Origin of the sequence: Pseudomonas khavaziana (assembly GCF_036704165.1) — a bacterium.
Lineage (GTDB): Bacteria > Pseudomonadota > Gammaproteobacteria > Pseudomonadales > Pseudomonadaceae > Aquipseudomonas > Aquipseudomonas khavaziana.
In genome coordinates this window covers 1175492-1200659 of record NZ_CP129946.1, presented here as the reverse complement: position 1 = coordinate 1200659, position 25168 = coordinate 1175492, and the positions used below count along the sequence as shown (strand labels likewise).

The 25168-nt window shown below is 59.5% G+C and carries 24 protein-coding genes; 6 read left to right on the top strand and 18 right to left on the bottom strand.

Annotation, left to right across the window (positions count from 1 at the left end):
• The first annotated feature begins 29 nt into the window (after nt 1–29).
• Both QYQ93_RS05250 and QYQ93_RS05245 read left to right on the top strand, forming a co-directional pair.
• Nucleotides 30–1085, top strand: a complete 1056-nt coding sequence (locus QYQ93_RS05250; protein ID WP_338477237.1) for a calcium/sodium antiporter — start codon at nt 30–32, stop codon at nt 1083–1085.
• Nucleotides 1082–1462 carry a carboxymuconolactone decarboxylase family protein gene (locus tag QYQ93_RS05245; RefSeq protein WP_124399358.1) on the top strand — a complete coding sequence of 127 codons (381 nt, stop codon included), beginning with the start codon at nt 1082–1084 and terminating at the stop codon, nt 1460–1462. Before QYQ93_RS05250 ends, QYQ93_RS05245 begins: the two co-directional genes overlap by 4 nt.
• Here the strand turns inward: QYQ93_RS05245 and QYQ93_RS05240 are convergent.
• The 5 genes from QYQ93_RS05240 to kdgD all read right to left on the bottom strand — a co-directional run bounded on the left by QYQ93_RS05240 (nt 1459) and on the right by kdgD (nt 8093).
• Entirely contained in the window at nt 1459–2400 is a 942-nt protein-coding gene (locus QYQ93_RS05240; protein WP_043048563.1) for an AEC family transporter, read from the bottom strand. The two genes, QYQ93_RS05245 and QYQ93_RS05240, sit on opposite strands and share 4 nt — an antisense overlap.
• Nucleotides 2401–2574: 174 nt before the next feature.
• The gene (gene garD, locus QYQ93_RS05235) at nt 2575–4128 is read right to left on the bottom strand and encodes a galactarate dehydratase (RefSeq protein ID WP_338476474.1); all 1554 of its coding nucleotides are present in this window, start codon (nt 4126–4128) and stop codon (nt 2575–2577) included.
• A gap of 10 nt (nt 4129–4138) precedes the next feature.
• Nucleotides 4139–5503, bottom strand: coding sequence for an MFS transporter (locus QYQ93_RS05230; RefSeq protein WP_043048560.1), 1365 nt, complete (start codon nt 5501–5503; stop codon nt 4139–4141).
• Between the two features lie 178 nt (nt 5504–5681).
• Nucleotides 5682–7127: an aldehyde dehydrogenase family protein gene (locus QYQ93_RS05225; RefSeq protein WP_043048559.1), complete on the bottom strand. Its 1446-nt coding sequence runs from the start codon at nt 7125–7127 to the stop codon at nt 5682–5684.
• Between the two features lie 54 nt (nt 7128–7181).
• Entirely contained in the window at nt 7182–8093 is a 912-nt protein-coding gene (gene kdgD / locus QYQ93_RS05220) for a 5-dehydro-4-deoxyglucarate dehydratase (RefSeq protein WP_043048557.1), read from the bottom strand.
• Between the two features lie 235 nt (nt 8094–8328).
• Here kdgD and QYQ93_RS05215 point away from each other — a divergent pair, with 235 nt between their 5' ends.
• Nucleotides 8329–9486 (top strand): phospholipase, encoded by a 1158-nt coding sequence (locus QYQ93_RS05215; protein WP_338476473.1) that lies wholly within the window; start codon nt 8329–8331, stop codon nt 9484–9486.
• 161 nt (nt 9487–9647) lie between these two features.
• Here the strand turns inward: QYQ93_RS05215 and QYQ93_RS05210 are convergent, their stop codons facing one another.
• The 8 genes from QYQ93_RS05210 to rplM form a co-directional block, all read right to left on the bottom strand.
• A complete protein-coding gene (locus QYQ93_RS05210) occupies nt 9648–10397 on the bottom strand; it encodes a FadR/GntR family transcriptional regulator (RefSeq protein WP_043048554.1) in 750 nt (249 codons plus the stop codon).
• 159 nt (nt 10398–10556) lie between these two features.
• The gene (locus QYQ93_RS05205) at nt 10557–10976 is read right to left on the bottom strand and encodes a ClpXP protease specificity-enhancing factor (RefSeq protein WP_043048553.1); all 420 of its coding nucleotides are present in this window, start codon (nt 10974–10976) and stop codon (nt 10557–10559) included.
• Nucleotides 10977–10993: 17 nt separating this feature from the next.
• On the bottom strand, nt 10994–11611 hold the full coding sequence (locus QYQ93_RS05200; RefSeq protein ID WP_005784778.1) for a glutathione S-transferase N-terminal domain-containing protein: 618 nt from the start codon (nt 11609–11611) through the stop codon (nt 10994–10996).
• 148 nt (nt 11612–11759) lie between these two features.
• Nucleotides 11760–12539 carry a cytochrome c1 gene (locus QYQ93_RS05195; protein WP_005784777.1) on the bottom strand — a complete coding sequence of 260 codons (780 nt, stop codon included), beginning with the start codon at nt 12537–12539 and terminating at the stop codon, nt 11760–11762.
• Nucleotides 12539–13750 (bottom strand): cytochrome b, encoded by a 1212-nt coding sequence (locus QYQ93_RS05190; protein ID WP_003188526.1) that lies wholly within the window; start codon nt 13748–13750, stop codon nt 12539–12541. The genes QYQ93_RS05195 and QYQ93_RS05190 overlap by 1 nt, the downstream gene beginning before the upstream one ends.
• Entirely contained in the window at nt 13750–14343 is a 594-nt protein-coding gene (gene petA / locus QYQ93_RS05185; protein ID WP_043048551.1) for a ubiquinol-cytochrome c reductase iron-sulfur subunit, read from the bottom strand. Before petA ends, QYQ93_RS05190 begins: the two co-directional genes overlap by 1 nt.
• Before the next feature lie 267 nt (nt 14344–14610).
• Nucleotides 14611–15003 (bottom strand): 30S ribosomal protein S9, encoded by a 393-nt coding sequence (rpsI, locus tag QYQ93_RS05180; RefSeq protein WP_002555064.1) that lies wholly within the window; start codon nt 15001–15003, stop codon nt 14611–14613.
• 14 nt (nt 15004–15017) lie between these two features.
• Nucleotides 15018–15446, bottom strand: a complete 429-nt coding sequence (gene rplM / locus QYQ93_RS05175; RefSeq protein ID WP_003171742.1) for a 50S ribosomal protein L13 — start codon at nt 15444–15446, stop codon at nt 15018–15020.
• 249 nt (nt 15447–15695) lie between these two features.
• Between rplM and QYQ93_RS05170 the strand changes: the two genes are divergently transcribed.
• Nucleotides 15696–16736, top strand: a complete 1041-nt coding sequence (locus QYQ93_RS05170; RefSeq protein WP_338476472.1) for an NADP(H)-dependent aldo-keto reductase — start codon at nt 15696–15698, stop codon at nt 16734–16736.
• A 143-nt stretch (nt 16737–16879) separates the two neighbouring features.
• On the opposite strand, the gene QYQ93_RS05165 is transcribed toward QYQ93_RS05170, so the two are convergent.
• Complete coding sequence (locus QYQ93_RS05165; RefSeq protein ID WP_338476471.1) at nt 16880–18016, bottom strand: acyl-CoA dehydrogenase family protein; 1137 nt, start codon at nt 18014–18016, stop codon at nt 16880–16882.
• A 220-nt stretch (nt 18017–18236) separates the two neighbouring features.
• On the opposite strand from QYQ93_RS05165, the gene QYQ93_RS05160 reads away from it, so the two are divergent.
• A complete protein-coding gene (locus QYQ93_RS05160; protein ID WP_200893569.1) occupies nt 18237–19157 on the top strand; it encodes a GlxA family transcriptional regulator in 921 nt (306 codons plus the stop codon).
• A gap of 77 nt (nt 19158–19234) precedes the next feature.
• On the opposite strand, the gene zapE is transcribed toward QYQ93_RS05160, so the two are convergent.
• From zapE to QYQ93_RS05145, 3 genes are all read right to left on the bottom strand, one after another.
• The gene (gene zapE, locus QYQ93_RS05155; RefSeq protein WP_043048545.1) at nt 19235–20329 is read right to left on the bottom strand and encodes a cell division protein ZapE; all 1095 of its coding nucleotides are present in this window, start codon (nt 20327–20329) and stop codon (nt 19235–19237) included.
• Between the two features lie 79 nt (nt 20330–20408).
• Complete coding sequence (locus tag QYQ93_RS05150; protein WP_043048543.1) at nt 20409–21764, bottom strand: tryptophan--tRNA ligase; 1356 nt, start codon at nt 21762–21764, stop codon at nt 20409–20411.
• A gap of 16 nt (nt 21765–21780) precedes the next feature.
• On the bottom strand, nt 21781–22410 hold the full coding sequence (locus tag QYQ93_RS05145) for an alpha/beta hydrolase (RefSeq protein ID WP_338476470.1): 630 nt from the start codon (nt 22408–22410) through the stop codon (nt 21781–21783).
• A 146-nt stretch (nt 22411–22556) separates the two neighbouring features.
• Between QYQ93_RS05145 and QYQ93_RS05140 the strand changes: the two genes are divergently transcribed.
• On the top strand, nt 22557–22994 hold the full coding sequence (locus tag QYQ93_RS05140; RefSeq protein WP_003171734.1) for a YhcB family protein: 438 nt from the start codon (nt 22557–22559) through the stop codon (nt 22992–22994).
• Between the two features lie 187 nt (nt 22995–23181).
• On the opposite strand, the gene QYQ93_RS05135 is transcribed toward QYQ93_RS05140, so the two are convergent.
• Nucleotides 23182–24906: an ABC transporter ATP-binding protein/permease gene (locus QYQ93_RS05135; RefSeq protein WP_338476469.1), complete on the bottom strand. Its 1725-nt coding sequence runs from the start codon at nt 24904–24906 to the stop codon at nt 23182–23184.
• Nucleotides 24907–25168: the final 262 nt, after the last annotated feature.

Sequence of the window (25168 nt, the reverse complement as noted above, 5' to 3'; positions counted from 1 at the left end):
TTGGATTGAACGCCCTTTCGCCCTGGAGCCTGCTCGAACTGGTCGGCGGCTTGCTGCTGCTGATCGTCGGCGCCGAGATCCTGGTACGCGCCGCCGTGCGCCTGGCAGCCAGCCTCAAGGTAAGGCCGCTGATCATTGGCTTGAGTATCGTCGCCTTCGGCAGCAGCGCACCGCAGATGACCGTCAGCCTGCAGGCCACATTGGCCGGCAATACCGACATTGCCGTAGGCAGTGTGATTGGCAGCAGTATCTTCAATATCCTCGTCACCCTGGGCCTGTCGGCGCTGATCATTCCCTTGCGCGTATCGCGGCAACTGGTGCGCGTGGATATTCCGGTGATGATCTTCGCCGGCCTGCTGGTGTTTATCCTGGCGGCCAACGAAATACTCACGCCATTGGATGGCGGTGTATTACTGGTGGCGCTGTTGGCCTACCTGGGCGTGCTGCATTACCAGACACGCCATTCGCGCCGCCCACGAAGCCTGGACACCGTCACCAAGGCACCCTGGCTGAGCAGTGTGTTGCTGATGCTCGGCGGGCTGCTGATATTGGTATTGGCCGGGCATCTGCTGCTTGGCGCAGCGGTGGACGTGGCGGGCGACCTGGGCTTGTCGGAGCGGGTCATCGGCCTGACGCTGATCGGCGTGGGCACCTCGCTGCCCTGCCTCGCCACATCACTGATCGCCGCCTTGCGGGGCGAACGGGAAATTGCGGTGGGCAACGTGATCGGCAGCAACCTGTTCAACCTGCTAGGGGTGCTGGGCTTTACCGCGCTGGTGGCGCCGTCGCCGCTGTCGGTATCTCCCAATGCCCTGGATTTTGATTTGCCGGTCATGCTCGGCGCCATCATCCTGTGCCTGCCGGTGTTCTATACCGGTTATCGGGTAACGCGTATCGAAGGGCTGGTGCTGCTGGGGCTATATCTGGCGTACGGCCTGCATGTGATGGCCTTCACCACCGGCATGCCCCTGGCCAACAAGCTTGAACAACTGATGTTGCATTACGTCCTGCCGGCGCTGGTGGTTTTGCTGTTGTTGACCTCGCTGCGCGCCTGGCATCGCCAACACAAGAGGGAATCGCAATGACCGATCAGAAAAAGCCTGGGGTTGAAGTGCGCCGCCAAGTCATGGGCGATGTGTTCGTCGACCGCGCCCTGGGCAATGCCACGGCGTTCACCCAGCCGCTGCAGGACTTCGTCAACGAGCACGCGTGGGGCAGCGTGTGGAACCGCGAAGGCTTGCCGCTCAAAACCCGTAGCCTTATTACCCTCGCGGCCCTGACCGCCCTCAAGTGCCCGCAGGAACTCAAGGGCCACGTCCGTGGTGCCTTGAACAATGGCTGCACAGTCGAAGAGATACGCGAAGCGTTGCTGCATTGCGCGGTGTATGCAGGGGTGCCGGCGGCGATTGACGCATTTCGGGCCGCGCAGGAAGTGATCGACAGCTATCAGCAAGACGCCTAGATCCAGCCACCGGCCTGCAACACGAAGATCCCGATATTGGTGGTCACCGCCGCCATCAGCGTGGTGATCACAATGATCGCTGCCGCCAGCTCGTGATTACCTTGCGCCGCCCTGGCCATCACGAAGCTCGCGGCGGCGGTCGGCGCGCCGAAATACAGGAACAGAATGCCCAGCTCCGGCCCGCGGAACCCCAATAGCCAGGCGCCCAGGGTCGCGATTACCGGAAGCCAGACCATCTTCATCAAGCTTGCGCTCAGCGCCATGTTGCCGCTTTTGCGCAGTGCCGCCAGGGACAAGGTGCCGCCGATGCAGATCAACGCCAACGGAAGCGTGGTATCCGATAGGTACTGCAGGGATTTTTCCAACCAACCGGGCAGGCCGATCTGGAAGTAAGCGAAGGGCGCGGCGACGATCACGCTGATGATCAGCGGGTTGGCCACCACGCTCTTGAAGATGCTCCATGGGTCGGACTTGATCACCGGGCTGTACACCGCCAACACAATGGTCGACAGCGTGTTGTAGAACAGGATCACCAGCGCCGCGAGGATCGCGCCGAGGGAGATGCCGTAGTCGCCGTACATGCTGGCCGCCAACGCCAGGCCGATCACGCCGTTGTTGCCACGAAACGCGCCTTGGGTATAGATCCCACGGTCTTCACGCTTGCAGCGAAAGATCGCCCAGCCCCAGGCCAGGGCGAAGCTCAGCAGCGTGGCGATTGAGAAGTAGATGAGCAAACCCGGCTTGAGCGCCGCGTGCAGGTCGGCATGCAGGATGCCCAGGAACAACAGCGCCGGCATGGTGACGTTGAACACCAGCGACGAAGCGGTGTGGATAAAGTTGTCGTTGATCCATTGGATGCGCTTGAGCAGCACACCGAGGAACAGCATGGCGAACACCGGCGCGGTGATGGTGAGGGTGGTGAGGAAAATTGCCAGCATGCCGGGGAGGACCTTGGTGGGCGTCGTTAGTTGGCTAATGATAAGCCATGCAGCCCGTGTCGTCTGGTCTACCGCTATCGGGAGCAAGCCCCCTCTCACATTTGAACGCATTCCAACAGAATGAATACGGTCAAATGTGGGAGGGGGCTTGCTCCCGATGCAGGCGACTCGGTCTCAGGTAATCGGCGCCGGGTTGAACAGCGTGATGTCGTTATGCAACTTGTGATGCTCCGCCCACGTCTGCTTCCTGCCACTGGCCACGTCCAGGTAGAAGTGGAATAACTCCCAGCCCAACTCTTCAATGCTCGCGCGCCCGGTAGCAATGCGCCCGGCGTCGATATCGATCAGGTCCGGCCAGCGCTGGGCCAGCTCAGTGCGGGTCGACACCTTCACCACCGGCGCCATCGCCAACCCATAGGGCGTGCCGCGCCCGGTTGTGAACACATGCAGGTTCATCCCGGCCGCCAGTTGCAAAGTGCCGCACACGAAATCACTGGCCGGTGTAGCGCAGAAGATCAGCCCTTTGCCCTTGAACCGCTCACCCGGGCCAAGCACGCCATTGATCGCGCTGCTACCGGACTTGACGATGGAGCCCAAGGATTTCTCGACGATATTCGACAGCCCACCCTTCTTGTTCCCCGGGGTGGTATTGGCGCTGCGGTCCGCTTCGCCCTTGGCCAGGTAACGATCATACCAATCCATTTCCCTGACCAGCTCACGGGCGACGTCCTCGTTCTGCGCGCGTGACGTCAGCAGGTAAATCGCGTCGCGCACTTCCGTCACTTCGGAAAACATCACCGTCGCCCCAGCCCGCAGCAACAGGTCAGAGGCATACCCCAGCGCCGGGTTGGCGGTGATGCCGGAAAACGCATCACTGCCGCCGCACTGCATGCCCAGGATCAGCTCCGAGGCCGGCACGGTTTCCCGGCGGCGCAGGTCGAGTTTTTTCAAACGCACTTCGGCCAGTTCCATGATCTGTTTGATCATTTCGGTGAAACCGTGGCTGGAGTCCTGCAAGCGGTACAGCCATGGCTCGCTCAGGTCCACGGAGCTGTCGTTGTCGTGCATCACCTGCCCGGCCTGCAGTTTCTCGCAGCCCAGGCTGATCACCAAGGCTTCGCCGCCCAGGTTCGGGTTACGTGCCAGGTTACGTACGGTACGGATCGGGATATAGGCATCCGTCGCCGTGATCGCCACGCCGCAGCCGTAGCTGTGAGTCAGTGCCACTACATCATCGACATGCGGGTATTTGGGCAGCAACTCCTCCTTGATGCGCTTGACTGCATGGTCCAGCACACCGGTAACGCACTGCACGGTGGTGGTGATGCCGAGGATATTGCGCGTGCCCACCGTGCCATCGGCATTGCGATAGCCCTCGAAGGTAAACCCCTCCAGCGGTGCCTGGGTTTCCGGTACTTCGGTGGACAGCGGAAGGCTGTCCAGGGGCGGCGCGGTGGGCATGCGCAGCTGATCCTCCTGCACCCAACTGCCACGGGGTATTGGCGCCAAGGCATAACCGATGGTCTGGCCGTAGCGAATGATCCGGCCGCCCTCGGGTATATCTTCCAGGGTCACCTTGTGGCTCTGGGGAATAAAGTCCACGGTGACCAGGCCGTCGGGAAATTCAGTGCCCGCCGGCACGCCCTGGTCGTTCACCACGATCACTACGTTGTCGCGCTCGTGCAAACGGATCGAGCGCGGCGAGTCGGCATGTTCAATCAACTGCATCACACGAACCTCAGGAATGCGCTTGGGAAAGGTTGGTCAACTCCGGGCCTTTGGTGGGTGGCTCCTTGAGCACCACGCGCTTGATCGGGCCGACAATCACCAGGTAGCTGAACACTGCCACCAGGGCGTTGGCACCTACAAACACCAGCGCCCATTTGAACGAGCCAGTGGTGCTGATGATGTAGCCGATCACGATCGGCGTGGTGATCGAAGCCAGGTTACCGAAGGTGTTGAACAAGCCGCCACTGAGGCCGGCGATCTGTTTCGGCGAGGTGTCGGACACCACCGCCCAACCCAGCGCGCCAACGCCTTTACCGAAGAAGGCCAGCGCCATGAAGCCCACGACCATCCATTCAACATCGACGTAGTTACACGCAATGATGCTGCTGGACACCAGCAGGCCCGCAATGATCGGCGCCTTGCGGGCAAAAGTCAGCGAGTGGCCCTTGCGCAGCAGGTAATCGGAAATCACCCCGCCCAGCACGCCGCCGATAAAGCCGCAGATCGCCGGCAACGAGGCGATGAAACCAGCCTTGAGGATGGTCATGCCACGGTCTTGCACCAGGTACACGGGGAACCACGTCAGGAAGAAGTAAGTGATGCCGTTGATGCAGTACTGGCCCAGATAAACGCCGAGCATCATGCGATTAGTCAGCAATTGCCGGATGTAATCCCACTTCGGCCCGTCGGTTTTCTTACCCTTGCCCTTGTCCTGGTCCATATCAACCATCGCGCCATTGGCCGCGATGTGATTGAACTCAGCTTCGTTGATCATCGGATGCTGGCGCGGGCTGTGGATAACCTTCAGCCAGATCAGGGAGAACACGATGCCAATCACCCCCATCACGATAAACACGTGCTGCCAACCGAAGCGATAGACGATCCAGCCCATCAGCGGTGCGAACAACACTGTGGCGAAATACTGCGCCGAGTTGAAGATCGCCGACGCCGTACCGCGTTCGGCCGTGGGGAACCAGGCCGCCACAATCCGTGCGTTACCTGGGAAGGATGGCGCTTCGGCCAGGCCCACCATAAAGCGCAGCATAAACAGCGCGACCACGGCGGTGGAAACGCCAAATTCACCGACATAGCCTTGCAGCACGGTAAACAAGGACCAAGTGAAAATGCTCAGGGCATAGACTTTTTTCGAGCCGAAGCGATCGAGCAGCCAGCCGCCGGGGATTTGCCCGGCAACGTAGGCCCAACCGAAAGCGGAAAAGATATAACCGAGGGTGACCGCGTCGATGCCGAGGTCTTTTTGCAGGCTGGAACCGGCGATGGCGATGGTGGCCCGGTCGGCGTAGTTGATCGTGGTCACCAAAAACAGCATGAGCAGGATCAAATAGCGGACATGGGTCGGCTTGGTCGCTTGCATGTAGAAGTACTCCCACTAATTATTTTTTTTGCGGGTAATAGTTATGTATTGCTGGGTACCGTCCCCTGTAGGAGCGAGCTTGCTCGCGAAAAACTCGCAGGCTCCGCGTACATCCTGAATGCGCGCGTAATCGTTGACGTTCTTCGCGAGCAAGCCCGCTCCTACAGTGAAACCGGTATTACGAACCGATGTAGCTGGTTTTCACCACGGTGTAGAACTCTTGCGCATAGCGACCTTGTTCACGCGAACCGTAGGATGAGCCCTTACGGCCGCCAAACGGAACGTGATAATCCACACCCGCAGTCGGCAGGTTGACCATCACCATCCCGGCCTGGGAGTGGCGCTTGAAGTGGTTGGCGTACTTCAACGAGGTGGTGGCGATCCCCGCCGACAGGCCGAACTCGGTGTCGTTGGCCATGGCCAGTGCCGCTTCGTAGTCCGCCACGCGTACCACGTTGGCCACCGGGCCGAAGATTTCTTCGCGGCTGATACGCATGGCGGCTTCGCTGTCGGCAAACAATGTCGGCGCCAGGTAATAGCCTTCGGTGTCGCAGGTCACCAGGCCACCGCCGCTCACCAGCCGCGCACCTTCGCTTTGGCCAATGTCGATGTATTTCAGGTCCTGGTCCAACTGGGCCTGGGAAACCACCGGGCCGATGTCGGTGCCGCTTTGCAGCGCGTGGCCGACCTTGATCGACCGCATGCGCTCGGCCATGGCCGCAACAAACTGGTCGTGAATACCCGCAGTGACAATAAAGCGGCTCGACGCGGTGCAACGCTGGCCAGTGGAGTAAAACGCGCTCTGTACCGACAGCTCGACAGCCTGCTTGAGGTCGGCGTCATCGAGGATAATCTGCGGGTTCTTGCCGCCCATTTCCAATTGCACCTTGGCCTGGCGCGATACACAGCTGACGGCGATCTGACGGCCCACGCCAACGGAGCCGGTGAAACTGATGCCATCGACCTTCGGGCTGTTGACCAACACATCGCCAACCACACGGCCGCTGCCCATTACCAGGTTGAACACGCCGGCCGGGAAACCGGCTCGGGAGATGATTTCCGCCAGGGCCCAGGCACAACCCGGCACCAGTTCGGCGGGCTTGATCACCACGCAATTGCCGTAGGCCAGGGCCGGGGCGATCTTCCACGCGGGAATGGCAATCGGAAAGTTCCACGGGGTGATCAGGCCGACCACACCAAGGGCTTCACGAGTGACTTCAACGTTGACGCCCGGGCGTACCGACGGCACGTAATCACCCGACAGGCGCAGGCATTCACCGGCGAAGAACTTGAAGATATTGCCGGCGCGGGTCACTTCGCCGATGGCCTCGGGCAGGGTCTTGCCTTCTTCACGGGCCAGCAGGGTGCCGAGTTCTTCACGACGAGCGAGGATTTCGCTGCCGACTTTGTCCAGGGCATCGTGGCGCGCCTGGATGCCGGAAGTAGACCAGCCCGGGAACGCGGCGCGGGCGGCGTCGATCGCCGCGTTGACTTGGGCCACATCCGCCTTGGCATAGTCGCCAATGACATCGGACACATCCGACGGGTTGATATTGACGCAGTAATCGGCGCCGGTCACCCATTCGCCGTTGATGTAGTTCTCAAAACGCTGTGCTTGGGACACGAATCTTCTCCTGACGCAAAAGGCCGCTGATTGCTCAGCGGCCTTGTGGATAATTTACTGCGGGCCTTGCTTGTCGATCAGCGCGGCCAGGGCTTCATACTCTTCGGGCAGCAGGTCGGTGAGCGGCGTGCGCACCGGCCCGGCGTCATAACCGACGATTTTCGCACCGGCCTTGACGATGCTCACCGCGTAACCGGCCTTGCGGTTACGGATATCCAGGTACGGCAGGAAGAAGTCATCGATGATCTTGCCAACGGTGGCGTGATCTTCGCGGGCAATGGCGTGGTAGAAATCCATCGCAGTCTTGGGGATGAAGTTGAACACTGCCGAGGAGTACACCGGAACCCCCAGAGCCTTGTAGGCCGCGGCGTAAACCTCTGCAGTCGGCAGGCCGCCGAGGTAGCTGAAACGGTCGCCGAGGCGGCGACGGATAGACACCATCAACTCGATATCACCCAAGCCATCCTTGTAGCCGATCAGGTTCGGGCAGCGCTCGGCCAGGCGTTCCAGCAGCGGCGCGGTCAGGCGGCAGACATTGCGGTTGTAGACCACAACACCGATCTTGACCGACTTGCACACCGCTTCAACATGGGCGGCGACCCCGTCCTGGCTGGCTTCGGTGAGGTAGTGCGGCAGCAGCAGCAAGCCTTTGGCACCGAGGCGTTCGGCCTCTTGGGCGTACTCGATGGCCTGACGGGTCGCACCGCCTACACCGGCCAAGATCGGCACGCTGGTGGCGCAGGTATCAACAGCGGTTTTTACCACCTGGGAGTATTCACTGGCGGCGAGGGAGAAAAACTCACCGGTGCCACCCGCTGCGAACAAGGCGGTGGCGCCATAAGGGGCCAGCCATTCCAGGCGCTTGATATAGCCCGCCTGGTGGAAGTCACCCTGGGCAGTGAAATCGGTCACCGGGAAAGACAGCAGACCGTGGGAGAGGATGGACTTCAGTTCTTGTGGATTCATTATTCGAACACCCTGGGCGAAGACTTTCTAACGAAAGGTTGTTGTTGGTTTTGAATGTCGTACGTCATCGTACAACTATAAAAAGATTCGTCAACTGCAATTCATCGCTGCTCATCGCAAAGCCGGCACGCCTAACAATGCTTCTTGACGTAGGAAATTTCTCCTTTATGCTCAGGAAAGCTGTATGCATATACAGCCATCAAGGAAGATTCCTACGACATAGCAAGGAGCTAACATGTCAGGTCTAGAACTCGCTGCACCAGAAAATCAGTTGCCGTCCTTACGTTTCGAAGGGGGTGAACACACCGCCATCGGCGATGAAACCCTGCTTCGCTTCGCCAAGGACGCGCCGGCAACTCCTGCGTACCAAGTCGAGCTGCACCTGCCCAACGGACTCGCGCTGACCTACGGCCAAATGATTGCCCTGGGCGGCGATTTCTATGGCATTCCGGATCAGGCGATCAGCGATGGCGCCTCCCCTGCCGAGCGCGTGCAACATTTCACTGCCGCCTTCAACTCTCTGGCAGTGCTACCCGCCTCCCGGGAGGAAGCCCACAAGATCCTGGCGGTGATGCAAACGGAGATCGCCGCAGTCAAGCAAGCGATCAAGGACGGCAAGCAGCCCCACGAAGCCTATGACGCCTTGGGTGATACGTTGTCCGAGGAGTGGAATCGCATCACCGGCGGCGGCAGCGCTGTTTCAGCCCTATTCCCACTGGGTCGCTACCTGAAACTGGCGGCGGACAATGCCGACCACTTCGGCGAGTGGGCCCTGTCGGCGTACCTGGCCGGCCACACGGCGGCGCTGCAACAGGCCATCCTGGCTCATCAAACCGGCACCGACCAGGCCCTTGAGCTGGCTTATGCAATGAACAGCTTTGCTGATCATTTCTTGACTGACCTGTTTTCCGCCGGCCACCTGCGCGTACCGCGCAAGCAACTGGCAGCGGTAGTGACGCCGGGTGAACTCGGCTCGCTGATCAGCCGCTTCATGCACGATGAAGACAGCAAGTTCGGGCTCAAGGTGCGCAATGCCATGGGCGATCAATGGCACGCCTACGGCGACAAGCGCTACTTCGATGACATCGACGCGGACAACCGCATGCAGGTCAAACGCGCAGTACAGGCTTCGGCTGATGAGATCTTCGAGACGTTCATCAGCGGCGTCGCGCCCTCCCCGGCCAGCTTCAAGGCACCGCTGTATGTGCCCGACTTGAACGCGGCACAAAACCCGGCGAATAACTTCTCGCCACTGTTCAAGATGGAGGGAGACAAGGTGCTGCGGCGCAAGGACGTCAATGATCTGAATGACAAGCACTGGACCAATGATTGGTGGGGTTGGAGTACATATTTGTTGCTCAAGGACTACAAGCCAAATCAACCCACCAGCTAAGTCGCCGCAATACTCCAGGCAATGGAGATCAACTGTGGGAGGGGGCTTGCTCCCGATAGCGGCGGGTCAACCGACATCAATGTTTGCTGGGCCGACGTCTTCGCGGGCAAGTCGAATCGTCGCACCGCCCCTCCCACATTTGGATCGCGGCGAACCAGCCTTCAACCTCGCTGCGCCTCGGCCTCTTCATGGGCATGGCGCAGCCGTTCGCGGCTATTGGTCAAATGCAGACGCATGGCCGCCCGTGCCGCATCCGAATCCTGGCGGGCAATCGCCTCATAGATTTCTTCGTGTTCGCGACTCAGGCGGCTCATGTAGTGCTGTTGATCATCATGGGCCAGGCGCGCTGAGTTCAGGCGCGTGCGTGGAATGATGCTGGTGCCCAGGTGGGTCATGATGTCGGTGAAGTAACGGTTGCCGGTAGACAACGCAATTTCCAGATGGAAGGCAAAGTCCGAAGCCACCGCATCGCCGGCATGGGCCGCGCTTTCGTTCAGGGCATCGAGGGCCGCACGCATGGCCGCCAGCTGTGCATCACTGCGACGCAAGGCTGCTAGGCCCGCAGACTCCACTTCAAGGCTGATACGCAGCTCCAGGATCGCCAGCACATCACGCAAGGTCACCACGGTGGCCGGGTCAATGCGGAAACCGCTGGGGCTTGGCGTGTCCAGCACAAAGGTGCCGATACCGTGACGGGTTTCTACCTGCCCCGCCGCTTGCAGACGCGAGATGGCTTCGCGCACCACAGTGCGGCTGACGCCATGGGCGTCCATGATTGCCGACTCGGTGGGCAGCTTGTCGCCTCGTTTGAGCTGGCCGTCGCGGATCTGCTCGGACAACACCGTGACCAATTCCTGGGCAAGGCTGCGACGCTTGCGGGGAAGACGTGGAGCGGCGCTGGAGTTTTCCATGATGAACCATCTTTCTCGGCGAACTAAAGACCGCATCATAGCCCATGGTGGTTGTACGATCACCGTTCCGGCGCGACTTTCATCCATATCCTTCGCGCAAAAAAAATGCCCCGACAGCAGTCGAGGCATTTTTCACATGGGCCTGGAGGCGTAATCCGCCTACTTCACCACTTTCAAGCTCGGCCGACCGCTAGGGCGCGGCGGCTCGGTGTCCGGTGGCGGCACATCATCACCGCCTTCACCTTCGATCGTTTCGGCGTCCTCGAAAGGCGACTCCAGATCGAACACCATGCCTTGGCCATTTTCCCGGGCATAGATCCCGAGGATGGCACCAATTGGCACGAACAGCGTATGGGGCACACCGCCGAAACGCCCTTCGAAGCTCACCGCTTCGTTGTCCATGTGCAGGTGGCGAACGGCACTGGGCGACACGTTCAGCACGATTTGTCCGTCACTGGCAAAACCCTGCGGTACCTGAACCGCAGGAAATTCGGAATTGACCAGCATGTGCGGGGTGCAATCGTTGTCCACAATCCACTCATAGAGCGCGCGGACCAGGTAAGGTCGACTGGAGTTCATCAACGGCTCCTTAAGCCTTAGCGCATATCGCGTTCGACACCAGACAGACTCGCCTGGAAAGCCTCACGCGCAAACTGGCGCTCCATGTAATCAAGCAACGGCTTGGCCGGCCGTGGCAGTTCAATGCCCAGAATCGGCAAGCGCCAGAGTATGGGTAATAGGCAGCAATCCACCAAGCTTTGTTCCTCACTGAGGAAAAAAGGTTTGTCGGCGAACAACGGCGAAACGCCGGTCAGGCTCTCGCGCAGTTCCTTGCGCGCCTGCACCCGAGCGGCTTCTTTGGAACGCGAATCGAGAATCACATCCACCAGCCCGCACCAGTCGCGCTGGATCCGATGGATCAGCAGACGGCTGTTGGCACGCGCCACCGGGTACACCGGCAGCAAAGGCGGATGAGGGTAACGCTCATCCAAGTATTCCATCACCACGGTTGACTCCCACAACGCCAGGTCACGATCGACCAGGGTGGGCAAGCTGCCGTAAGGGTTCACTTCGATCAGTTTCGGCGGATGACGGCCCGCCTCCACACTGATGATCTCGGCGCTGACACCCTTCTCTGCGAGCACGATGCGTACTCGGTGGGAATAGTGGTCGGCGGGGTCGGAGTAACAGGCCAACCGATTGGTCACGCCCATGGCGGTCCTCCTCGCTTGTTGAAATTATCGAAAGCTCAAAAACGAGCGCGCCCAGAGAGCATCCCTGTAACGTCCGGTTCAACCGGTCGCTACGTGTTCAGAGATGCCGCTGGGCGCGCAAGATTAACAGCAATTGCTTACGGTTGGATCAATGCACATCCTTCCAGTATTCGCGCTTGAGCAGATAAGCGAATACGAAGAAGAAAGCCAGGTACAGCAAGACGTACGTACCAATGCGCTGGTGCTGCAGTTTGACCGGATTGGCCGAGTAGGCCAGGAAGGTCACCAGGTTCTTGACCTTCTCGTCGAACTGCTCTTCGTTCAGCGTACCGGTCTTGGGCACGATGGTCAGTTGATCACACGCTTCATGGGTCAGAGGCGTGCCGGTCAACGGATCATATTGCTTCTTGCCGTCTTCAACGACCTGAACCTGCTTGCATCCTACCACCTGGCGCCCCTGCAAGCCGACCAGAACGTTCGGCATGCCGACATTCGGGAAGACTTTGTTGTTTACGCCGTAGGGGCGCGCGGGGTCTTCATAGAAGGATTTCAGGTAGCCGTAGAGCCAGTCGGTGCCACGCACGCGGGCCACCAGGGTGAGGTCGGGCGGTGCGGCGCCGAACCAGGTCTTGGCGTCGGCCGGTTGCATGCCGATGTTCATGTGGTCGCCGATCTTCGCACCGGTGAACACCGCGTGGCTGAGCATCACTTCATGGGGGATGCCCAGGTCATCGGCGACACGCTCGTAACGTTGGAACTTGGCGCTGTGGCACCCCATGCAGTAGTTGGTGAAGGTCCGCAGCCCATCCTGCATGGCGGCTTTGTCAGACACATCGATATCGACTTTTTCCAGCTGCGCGCCATGCTCGGCGGCGAAGGACAGTAGCGGCAGGGCCGCAAGCACGAATGCAACGAATAACTTTTTCATCAGCCAGTCACCCTTTCCGGAACCGGTTTGGTCTTCTCGAGCCGGGTATAGAACGGCATCAGAATGAAGTAGGCGAAGTACAGGAAGGTGCAGACCTGCGACAGCAACGTACGCTCAGGGGTTGGCGCCAATACGCCGAGTACGCCCAGGATCACGAACGAGATGCAGAACACCCACAGCCAAATCTTGCTCAGCCAGCCTTTGTAGCGCATCGACTTGACCGGGCTACGGTCCAGCCATGGCAGCACAAACAGCACCGCGATGGCTGCGCCCATGGCGATCACGCCCATCAGCTTGTCAGGGATGGCGCGCAGGATCGCGTAGAACGGCGTGAAGTACCACACCGGCGCAATGTGCTCGGGAGTCTTGAAGGCGTTGGCCTGCTCGAAGTTAGGCTTCTCGAGGAAGTAACCGCCCATCTCCGGGAAAAAGAACACGATCGAGCAGAACACGAACAGGAACACCACCACGCCGACAATGTCTTTGACGGTGTAGTAAGGGTGAAACGGAATGCCATCCAGCGGGATACCGTTCTCGTCCTTGTGCTTCTTGATGTCCACGCCATCTGGGTTGTTGGAGCCCACTTCGTGCAGCGCCAGGATGTGCAGCACCACCAGGCCGAGGATCACGATCGGCAAGGCCACCACGTGCAGGGCGAAGAAGCGGTTCAGGGTAATGCCCGAGATCAGGTAGTCACCGCGGATCCACTGGGTCAGGTCGTTGCCGATCACCGGGATCGCACCGAACAGCGAGATGATCACCTGGGCGCCCCAGTACGACATCTGGCCCCACGGCAGCAGGTAACCCATGAAGGCTTCGGCCATCAGCGCCAGGTAGATCAGCATGCCGAACACCCACACCAGCTCGCGAGGCTTCTGGTACGACCCGTAGAGCAGGCCCCGGAACATGTGCAGGTAGACGACGATAAAGAACGCTGACGCGCCAGTGGAGTGCAGCAGGCGCAGGATCGAGCCGTACTCGACGTCACGCATGATGTATTCAACGGAAGCGAACGCCTCCTCCGCCGACGGGGTGTAGCTCATCGTCAGCCACACGCCGGTGACGATCTGGTTGACCAGCACCAACAGGGCCAGGGAGCCGAAGAAGTAGAAGAAGTTGAAGTTCTTTGGCGCGTAATACTTGCTGAGATGGTCTTCCCACATTTTAGTGGCGGGGAAGCGCGCATCCACCCAATCCATGAACTTGCTCATCACGCGTTCTCCTTGTCGAGGCCAATGACTATGAGGTCGTCAGTTTCGTAGGTATGCGGAGGCACGGGCAGGTTCAAGGGCGCGGGCTGGGACTTGTAGACGCGGCCGGCGAGGTCGTAGTGGGAACCGTGGCACGGGCAGAAATAACCGCCGACCCAGTCCTTGCCCAGATCGACAGGGGCCACTTCCGGGCGGAAGGTAGGCGAGCAACCCAGGTGGGTACACAGACCGACCAGCAGCAGAATCTCTGGCTTGATCGAACGTACTTCGTTCTTGGCGTAGGCGGGCTGGTCGGAATTTTCGGATTGCGGGTCAGACAACTGGCCCTCGATCTTCTTCAGATTCCCCAGGATTTCCTCGGTACGACGAACGATGAATACCGGTTGGCCGCGCCACTCAGCAATCATCTGCTGGCCTGGCTCGATCTTGCTGACATTCACCTTCACCGGTGCACCTGCGGCTTTCGCCTTGGCACTGGGAAACCATGACCCCACGAACGGGACCGCAGCCCCCACCGCTCCTGCAGCACCCACCACGGATGTGGCTGCTACCAAGAAGCGACGCCGGCCTGCATTCACGCCGTCATTGCTCATTCAGTCCTCTCCCATCAGCTTTTTTGGCCTGTTAAATCAGGCGTCTACTAAGTGTTGAAACTTTACTTATAAAAATTTTGACGGATGGTAATGAAAAGCCCCACGTATGACAAGGGAATTGCCCGGGCCTCCGCCCCCAGGCCTTGTAGTATAGGGGGTCTACGGATGTGGCAAGTTGTCACGCACAAATTTATGTATAAATCGCAGGCAATAAAAAACGCCCAGCTCCGCGAGGAGGCTGGGCGTTTTTGTGGAACGTAAAGCGAATTAACGCTTCGAGTACTGCGGACGCTTACGCGCTTTACGCAGACCGACTTTCTTACGTTCAACTTCACGAGCATCGCGAGTCACGAAGCCAGCTTTGCGCAGAGCGCCACGCAGGGTTTCGTCGTACTGCATCAGAGCGCGAGTGATGCCGTGGCGGATTGCGCCAGCTTGACCACTTACACCGCCACCGATAACGGTGACGTAGATGTCGAACTTTTCAACGGTCTCGGTCAATTCCAGCGGCTGACGAACTACCATGCGGGCAGTTTCGCGACCGAAGAAGTTGTCCAGGGAGCGGTTGTTGATCGAGATGTTACCAGTGCCCGGACGCAGGAAAACGCGTGCGGTTGCGGTTTTGCGACGGCCAGTGCCGTAATTTTGAGTCGCCGACATAATGAACTATTCCGTTAAAACTTCAGTTCTTGGGGCTGCTGAGCAGCATGAGGGTGTACAGCGCCCGCATAGACTTTCAGCTTGCGAAACATATCGCGACCCAGTGGGCCCTTCGGCAGCATGCCTTTGACCGCGATTTCGATCGGGGCTTCAGGCTTCTTGGAGATCAGGCCTTCAAAGTTGGAAGACTTGATACCACCTGGGAAACCGGAGTGACGGTAGTACATTTTGTCTTGCGCTTTGTTGCCGGTAACACGTACCTGCTCAGCGTTGATGATCACGATGTAGTCACCGGTGTCAACGTGAGGGGTGTACTCAGGCTTGTGCTTGCCACGCAGACGGCTGGCGACTTCAGTGGCCAGACGACCCAGGGTCTGACCAGCGGCGTCGACGACAAACCAGTCGCGCTGAACTGTTTCCGGTTTTGCAGTAAAAGTTGTCATTCTTTAATAGCCTCAGGGGCCGCCCTGTAAATTAGACGGCGGATCTTACTGAATAGTGCTTACTTTGACAAGTCAAAGGCAGCCGGATACAGACGCTATCGGGGGCTCGGGTCGGCGCGTCCGTTCAACGGCAAGATTCTTCGGCAGACGGCGCATCACTTCCACTGCAGAAAGAGGTGGGCAATTATGCAGATTGCGAAAAAAAATTCAACCTGCTTTTATGATTGTTTTCCCCCGAAGGAGTATCCGATGGATTACCGACAGCTGGGCCGCACCGATCTGAACGTCAGCGCGATTGCCTTGGGCACCATGACCTGGGGCGAGCAGAACAGCGAGGCAGAGGCCTTCGCGCAGATCGAACGGGCCAAGGCCGCAGGGATCAACTTTCTCGATACTGCGGAAATGTACCCGGTACCGCCCAAGGCCGACACCTACGCCACCACCGAGCGCTACATCGGCAATTACTTCAAAAGCCGTGGCGACCGCGCCGACTGGGTCCTCGCCAGCAAGATCGCCGGTCCCGGCAACACCATCGACTACATCCGCGATGGCTACCTGCGCCACAACCGCAAGCACATTACCCAAGCCCTGGACGCCAGCCTCAAGCGCCTGCAAACCGACTGGATCGACCTCTACCAACTGCACTGGCCGGAGCGCAGCACCAACTTCTTCGGCCAGTTGAGCTACAAGCACAAGGACGAAGACGACCTCACCCCCCTGGAGGAAACCCTCGAGGCCCTGGATGAGCAGGTCAAGGCCGGCAAGATCCGCCACATCGGCCTGTCCAACGAAACCCCGTGGGGCACCATGAAGTTCCTCGCCCTGGCCGAAGCCCGCGGCTGGCCCCGTGCGGTGTCGATCCAGAACCCCTATAACCTGCTCAACCGCAGCTTCGAGGTGGGCCTGGCGGAAATCGCCATTCGTGAGCAGTGCGGCTTGCTGGCGTATTCCCCACTGGCGTTCGGCATGCTCAGCGGCAAGTACGAAGGCGGCGCACGGCCGGCCAAGGCGCGCCTGACCGAGTACAGCCGCTTCAGCCGCTATTTCAACTCGCAGTCGGAAGCGGCGTGCAGCCGCTATGTGGCATTGGCGCGGGAACATGGCCTGGACCCGGCGCAGATGGCGCTGGCGTTTGTGACGCAGCAGCCGTTTGTGACCAGCAATATTATTGGGGCCACCACGCTGGAGCAGTTGGATAGCAACATTGCCAGTGCCGAGCTGAAACTGTCGAAAGAGGTGTTGGAGGGGATTGAGGCGATTCAGAAGGATCATCCGAATCCTGCGCCTTGATTGATCTTTTGGCTGCTACTGATCGTTCCAACGCTCTGCGTGGGAATGCCGCCTTGGACGCTCTGCGTCCGCTTTCAGAGTCGTGACGCGGAGCGTCACATGAGGCGTTTCCACGCGGAGCGTGGGAACGATCAAGCCCAGAATCAAAGCGCCCGCGCAATGATCTCTTTCATGATCTCATTGGTCCCCGCATAAATGCGCTGCACCCGCGCATCCGCCCAGGCACGGGCAATCGGGTATTCCCACATGAAGCCGTAACCGCCGTGCAACTGCACGCACTCATCGAGTACCTTGCATTGCAGGTCCGTGGCCCAATACTTGGCCATCGCTGCGGTAGGCACATCCAGCTTGCCTTCCAGGTGCAACGCCATGCACTTATCCACAAACACGCGGCCGATCTGAATCTCGGTAGCCATCTCGGCCAGCTTGAATCGGGTGTTCTGGAAGTCGGCAATCGCCTTGCCGAACGCCTTGCGCTCGCGGGTGTAATCCAGGGTCCATTGCAATGCCGCTTCGGCTGAAGACAGCGCGCCTATCGCTACGGTCAAACGCTCTTGAGGCAGTTCCTGCATCAGGTATGCGAAGCCCATACCGGCCTGGCCCAGCAGGTTTTCCTTGGGCACTCGCACGTCCTGGAAAAACAACTCCGAGGTGTCCTGAGCCTTCATGCCGACTTTCTCCAGGCGCTTGCCCTTGTCGAAACCGGGCGTGCCAGCCTCCACCAGAAACAGGCTGGTGCCCTTGGCGCCGGCCTTGGGATCGGTCTTGGCGACTACGATCACTAGGTCAGCCAGGTAGCCGTTGGTGATAAAGGTCTTGGAGCCATTGATGACGTACTCATCGCCGTCCAGCACTGCCGTGGTCTTGACTCCTTGCAGGTCGGAGCCGGCGCCCGGCTCGGTCATGGCAATCGCCGTGACCATCTCCCCGGAAATCAGCTTGGGCAGGTACTTCTGTTTCAGTGCTTCACTGCCGTAATGCAAGATATAGGGCGCAACGATATCCGAATGCAGGGAAAAGCCGATGCCGGTCAAACCAAGACGACTGATCTCTTCGATCACCACCGCGCTGTAGAGAAAGTCCGCGCCCAGGCCGCCATACTCCTCCGGCAGGTGGGAGCACAGCATGCCCGCCTCTCCCGCCTTGCTCCACAGGCTACGGTCGATATAGCCCTGCTTTTCCCATTGCCCATGAAAGGGCGCGGCGAGTTTTTCGAGGAAGGTGCGCACGCTCTCGCGGAAGAGTTCGTGCTCCTGGCTGAACAAGGTTCTGGGGATCATGGGTCACCTGCATGGATTGTCGGACAAGGATGAGCCCACAGAGCCTATGCCGCGATGGCGTCACGGGACACTGGACACATGCGACAAAAAATAAGACGATCCAGCCGTCTGGTGACCACTTTCCCCTATAAGAATAAATGAAATTATGTCTAACCAAATCTCCACGCCCTTGCGGCGCGTCAGCATTTTGGCCATTGATCGGGTATTCGCTTCAACCCTGATGCAAGCCAAGGATTTCTTCCATCTCGCCAGCCTGCGTTACGGCAAACAGCAGGGCCTGGGCCTGACCCCAGGGTTCGATACGCGCCTGGTCAGCCCCGACGGGCAATCAGTGCGCAGCTTCAGTGATGTGATAATGCCAGTGGACGGCGGCCTGGAAGACGCCGACATCATCGTATTGCCGGCGTTCTGGGACGACTTCGACGCCCTGTGCACCCGCTACCCGCAAGTGCTGCCGTGGCTACGCGAACAACATGCCCGCGGCGCCGTGCTCTGCGGCGAAGCCACCGGCGTGTTCTGGCTGGCAGAAGCCGGGCTGCTCGATGGCAAGGAGGCAACCACCTACTGGCGGTTCTTCACTGCCTTCAGCGAGCGCTTCCCCAAGGTCCAGCTCAATCAGGACAAGCACCTCACCGATGCCGATAACCTGTATTGCGCCGGCGGCACCACTTCGGCCTGCGACCTCTACATCTATCTGATCGAACGTTTCTGCGGCGCCAGCATCGCCCAGGCCGTGGCCCGCGACATCCTCTATGAGGTGCAGCGCAGCTATTCACCGGGACGGATCGGTTTTGGTGGGCAGAAGCTGCACCAGGACGTGATCATCCTGCAGATCCAGCACTGGCTCGAAGAACATTTTGCCGACAAGTTCCGCTTCGAAGATGTCGCCCGGGAGCACGGCATGAGCATCCGCAACTTCATGCGGCGCTTCCAGACCGCTACCGGCGACAAGCCGCTGCATTACCTGCAACGGCTGCGTATCGAGACGGCAAAAGGCCTGCTCTCGGGCAGCCGCAAGAGCATCAAGACCATCAGTTATGAGGTGGGTTACGACGATGCGAGTTTCTTTGCGCGCTTGTTCAGGCAGCACACGGAGCTGTCGCCGAACCAGTATCGGCAGCAGTTCCAGCAAGCCGCATAACTCCAGTCAGACACAGGGCAAATGTGGGAGGGGGCTTGCCCCCTCCCACATTGGATCTCCATTGTTCTGGAGGTCTTTTAGGGTTTGTGTCCGCGCGACAGGAATTCGTGGGACTGCATTTCGAGCAGGCGGCTCAAGGTGCGCTGGAACTCGAAGTTCAAGCGACCACCGGTATACAGGTCCTTGAGCTCCACCTCCGCCGAGATGATCAACTTGACGTTACGGTCGTAGAACTCATCGACCATGTTGATAAACCGTCGGGCGATATCGTCCGTGGCAACGCCCATCTGCTCGACGCCGCTCAAGATCACCGCGTGGAAGATCTTGCCCAGCTCGATGTAGTCGTTCTGGCTACGCGGGCCGTCGCACAGTTGGCGGAACTCGAACCAGGCCACGTCATCGCAGGTGCGCAACGCGATGATTTCGCGGTTCTCGATCATCAGCTTGTCGTTTTCCACCGCCTGGGTGCATTCCGGGGTCAGGGCGCGGAAGCTCTTTTTCAGGCTTTCGTGCGCTGCGTCGTTCAGCGGGAAGTGGAACAGCTCGGCTTGCTCCAGGTGACGCAGGCGGTAGTCGACACCGCTGTCGACGTTGACGATATCGGTGTTCTGCTTGATCAGCGCGATGGCCGGCAGGAAGCGCGCACGCTGCAGGCCGTCCTTGTACAGGCCGTCGGGCACGATGTTCGAGGTGGCGACCAGGGTCACGCCGTTCTTGAACAACTCTTCCATCAAGGTGCCGAGGATCATGGCGTCGGTGATGTCGGAGACGAAGAACTCATCGAAGCAGATCACCCGTGCTTCCTGGGAGAAGCGCTTGGCGATGATGGTCAGCGGGTTTTTCTCGCCCGGCAGGGTCTTCATCTCTTCGTGCACGCGCTTCATGAAGCGGTGGAAGTGGGTACGGACCTTTTCCTTGAATGGCAGCGCTTCGAAGAAGGTATCCACCAGGTAAGTCTTGCCCCGGCCGACGCCACCCCAGAAATACAGGCCCTTGACCGGTGTGTGGTCTTTCTTGCCAAACAGTTTGCTGAACATCCCTGGCTTGCTCTGCGAGGCCGCGACGAGGTCGTCGTACAGGCGCTGCAAATGACGCACGGCATTTTCCTGGGCCGCGTCATGGAAGAATTCAGGGCGTTTCAGATCAGCTTGATATCGTTCTAGGGGCGTCATAATTTCGTTAGCAAGGCAACAAAAACGGGCCGTCACTGTAACGACGGCCCTGGATAATGGCAATCAACCCTTGGTCGGGTTAATCCTCGGTTGGGGTCAAGGCCACGCGCAAGGCGGCGATGGCGGCATCGCGGGAGGCGGCATCGGCGAACGCTGCGCTATCGGCCACTGCTGCACCGTCCAGCCAAACGCTGAAGCCCTGGGCCTCAGTGCGTACATCCAGCGCGTCGCCGCTTTGCAATTGCTTGGTCACCGCACCTGCGGCCTTGCCGTCGGCAAAGTTGCGCGACAGCAGCAGTTGCTCGCCGTCAGCCGCCAACAGGCGGAAGCGGAAACTGCCGTCCTCTTCGCGAAAGCTTACAAAGCGTGCGGCTTTCGCGGCTTTCTTTTTAGCGCTGACCGGCGCCGCAGCCTGGTTGACGAACGAACGCAAGCCCACCGCTTCGCGCAGCTCGGCCAGGAACGGTGCTGCCACTGCGCGCGCCTTCTTGGCGCCTATCAGCAGCAGGTCTTCCATGTCCGACGGGCGCGACATCAGTTGGTGATAGCGCTCGCGAGCTTCACCGAGTTGGCCGTCCAGCAACTGGAACAGACGGTTCTTCGCCTCGCCCCAACCCAGGCCTTGCAGCAGCTCGCCACGAAACTCCTGTTCCTGGGCCTTGGTGGCAAACGCCTGGTACAGGGTGAACAGGTGCGAATTGTCCGGGTCCTTGGCTTCGCCTGGGGCGCGCGAATCAGTGACGATCCGCGAGATCGCGTCTTTCATGTCCTTGGCGCTGGTGAACAACGGGATGGTGTTGTCGTAGCTCTTGGACATCTTGCGGCCATCCAGGCCCGGCAAAGTGGCGACGCTTTCTTCGATCAGCGCCTCGGGCATGGTGAAGAATTCCTTACCATTGCCAAACAGGTGGTTGAAGCGCTGGCCAATGTCGCGGGCCATCTCCACGTGCTGGATCTGGTCACGGCCGACCGGCACCTTGTGCGCGTTGAACATCAGGATGTCTGCCGCCATCAGCACCGGGTAGCTGTACAGGCCCATGCTGATGCCCGCATCCGGGTCTTCGCCGCTTTCCACGTTCTTGTCCACCGAGGCCTTGTAGGCGTGGGCGCGGTTGAGCAGGCCCTTGGCGGCGACGCAGGTCAGCAGCCAGGTCAGCTCGGGGATTTCCGGGATGTCGGACTGGCGGTAGAAGGTCACCCGGTTCACATCCAGGCCACCGGCCAGCCAGGTCGCGGCGATTTCCATGCGCGAGCGCTGGATGCGCTGCGGGTCATCGCATTTGATCAGGGCATGGTAGTCGGCCAGGAAGTAAAAGGAATCGGCATTGGCATCTTCGCTGGCAAGGATCGCCGGGCGAATCGCACCGGCGTAGTTGCCCAGGTGCGGCGTGCCGGTGGTGGTGATGCCGGTGAGGATACGGGTACGGGTCGTCATGGGGGATCGCTTGTCATCAATTCGAAAGGCGTGGCAGCACCAGATCCTTGAGATCGGTCAGCTTGCCGTGAAAAAAGTGTCCGCATTCTGCCACTTTCAGAAGCTCGTGGGGGCGTTTCAGGGCGGCAGACCAGTCGTAGACCAACTGCGGATCCACCACTTCGTCGCTTTCCGGCTGAATCAGGGTCAATGGGCAGTCTTGAGGCAGCACATCCGCATCGCCCAGGCGCATCACAGCGGGGGCAACCATGAACAGGTGCGCGAGTTTCTCGCCCTTGGCTTCCAGGCGGCCACCAAGACTGGCCGCGACGTAGCCGCCGAAGGAAAACCCCAGCAAGGTGATCGGCAGGTCCGGGTGCTTTTCACGCAGCCAGGTGGCGGCTGCTTCGGCATCGTCCACTTCACCGGCGGCCATATCGTGGGTGCCGGCACTGGCGCCGACACCACGATAGTTGAAACGCAATGTAATCAAACCGGCATCGCGGGCGGTGCGTTGCAGGGTCGATACAACTTTATTGAGCATGGTCCCACCCTGCACCGGGTTAGGGTGGCAGACCAGCGCCAGGCCACGTGGCTCGGGGTGATCCAGGTACAAGGCTTCCAATTGGCCCACCGGGCCGTCGATCAAAACGGGGGTTTCACGCATGAGCAAGGATGAACTCCGTGACCTCTCAAGGGGTCGACTCGTCTAGCTAAAAGTCTGTGCATGGCATCATTGCGAGCTTAATCGCGGTATACAGCGCAGGTCCGAGCCGTTAACGTAAAGCAAAGCCGTTTATAGAGGAAGGACTCGTGGAACACTCGCTCTTAGTTTGGTTGTTGCCGACTCTTGCCCTGGTTGCCGGTGTCGCCATTGGATTCCTGGTTGCTCGCTTGCTGCCGAATGCCGCGCCTAACCGCACGCAGCGTCAGCTGGATGACATCCAGGAACGTTTTGACAGTTATCAGAACGAGGTTGTTACCCACTTCAACAGCACCGCGACCCTGGTCAAGAAGCTCACCCAGAGCTACCAGGAAGTACAGGATCACCTCGCCGATGGCGCTAATCGCCTGGCCCTCGACGACATTACCCGCCAGCGCCTGCTGGCCGCGCTGCATTCCGATGCACCGCAAACCCCACGGGAACGCCTGACCCCGCCGCGGGAAAACCAGGAGCCACCACGGGACTACGCGCCAAAGACGCCGAACGCCCCAGGCATGCTGGATGAGCATTACGGCTTGAAGAAGTAAGTCATCCTCAAGCAACAAAAAGCCCGGCTGATCATCGATCAGCCGGGCTTTTTTGGCGCCAATTCAAGAACAATGCAGATCAATGTGGGAGGGGGCTTGCTCCCGATAGCGGTGGGTCAACCAATGCATCTGTTACTGACAGGTCGCCATCGGGAGCAAGCCCCCTCCCACACTACCGAGCATGAGCTTAAGTAAGTTGTTGCTCCTGCAACCGCCCACCCTCGATCCGCACATGCCGCCCATGGAAGCGCTTGAGGCTGCTGCGATGGCCGACGCTGACGATGCTCAACCCCGGCAGCTCATCGATCAACGCCTGGTACAAGGTTGCCTCATCCTCTTCATCCATCGCCGAGGTTGCTTCATCCATGTACAGCCATTGCGGCGCGAACAACAATGCACGGGCAAAGGCCAGGCGCTGCTGCTCACCCGGTGAGAGCATGCGTTGCCAGTGGTTGGCTTCATCCAGCCGTGCGACCAGATGGGGCAGGCGACAGGTTTTCAGGACCTGTGCATAACGTTCTGGCGAATAGACTCCGTCGTCTTGTGGATAACTCAACACGGCCTTGAGCGTGCCAATCGGCAGGTAAGGCTTCTGCGGCAGGAACAGGTAGCGCGTCGCCGGCAGGCGAATGCTGCCATGACCGGCCGGCCACAGATGGCCCATCGCTCGCAGCAAGGTACTCTTGCCACTGCCGGAACGCCCGCTGAGCATTACGCGCTGACCAGGTTCCACCGTCATGTCGGCGTCGCTGAGCAAATGACGACCGTCAGCCAAGTCCATTCCAAGATCCTTTATCACCAGGCGCTCGCCTTCAGGGCGCACATCGATGGCCGGGGCACGTTGCTCATTGTCGCTCATGGCCTGCTGGAAGCTCAGCAGACGGTCACTGGTGGCACGCCATGTCGCCAGCTCCGAATAGGCGTTGATGAACCAGCTGAAGTTGTCCTGCACGTTGCCGAACGCCGAGTTGATTTGCATCAGCTCGCCCAGTTCGATCTTGCCAGCGAAGTAGCGTGGCGCAGCGACGATAAACGGAAAGATGATGGCGATCTGGCTGTAGCCGGCAGTGAAAAAGGTCAGGCGCTTGGACACCTTCATGATGTCCCAGAAGTTGTGCCAGACCTTGCCGAAACGTGTGCTCAGGCGCTGTCTTTCATTCGGTTCGCCGTTGTACAGGGCAATGCTCTCGGCATTCTCACGTACCCGCACCATGGAGAAACGCAAGTCCGCTTCGAAGCGCTGCTGCTGGTTGCTCAGGCCGATCAAGCGACGACCGATCAAGTGCGTCAACCAACTGCCCACGGCGGCGTACAGCAGCGCACACCAGAACATGTACCCAGGTATGGTGATGCCAAATACTTCGATGCTGCCCGACACGCCCCAGAGGATGATCGAGAACGACACCAGGCTGACCACATTACGCAGCAATCCGAGGCCAAGGCTCAAGGTGCCGGAGGTGAAGTTATTGAGGTCTTCGGAAATCCGCTGGTCCGGGTTGTCGGTATAGCCGCCCTGCTCCAGCTGGTAGTAGTTCTTGTGGGCCAGCCAACGGGTGAAGTGTTGTTCGGTAAGCCAGGCACGCCAACGGATCGTCAGCATCTGGGTCAGGTAGAGACGGTAGACCGCACCGAGAATCGCTACCGCCGCAATGCCACCGAAATAGCCGATCAGTTGCCAGAAGGCCGCGGTGTCCTTCTTCTCCAGGGCGTTGTAGAAGTCCTTGTACCAATGGTTGATCCACACCGAGATCGCCACGCTGAACAGCGACAAGCCAATCACGGCCACCAGCAGCAACCACGCCCTGCCCTTCTCTTCGCTACGCCAATAGGGCGTGATCATGGCCCAGGTTCGGCGGAAGAATTGCCCGCGCACTGCGTCGTTGATCGCGGAGTACTCAGCGTTCTGGTTCATTGTTCAGGCTCGGTAGGAAAACATCACAGGCGTTTGAACCGATCATAGGTGATCGGTTCGCGCATCCGTGCAGCCTGAAGCAGGTTGTTCAGTCTTCGTTCAGCGTCGTACCGGGCGCTTCTGCAATTTGCGTTGCAAGCTTGGAAGATTCGTAATACACCGCACGCCAGAAACTCATAGAAACAAAGTAGGACATCTGCACTTTTTTAATTAGACATGGAACTTTTCCTGCGTAAACGGCCACCCATTTCGCACCAAATCA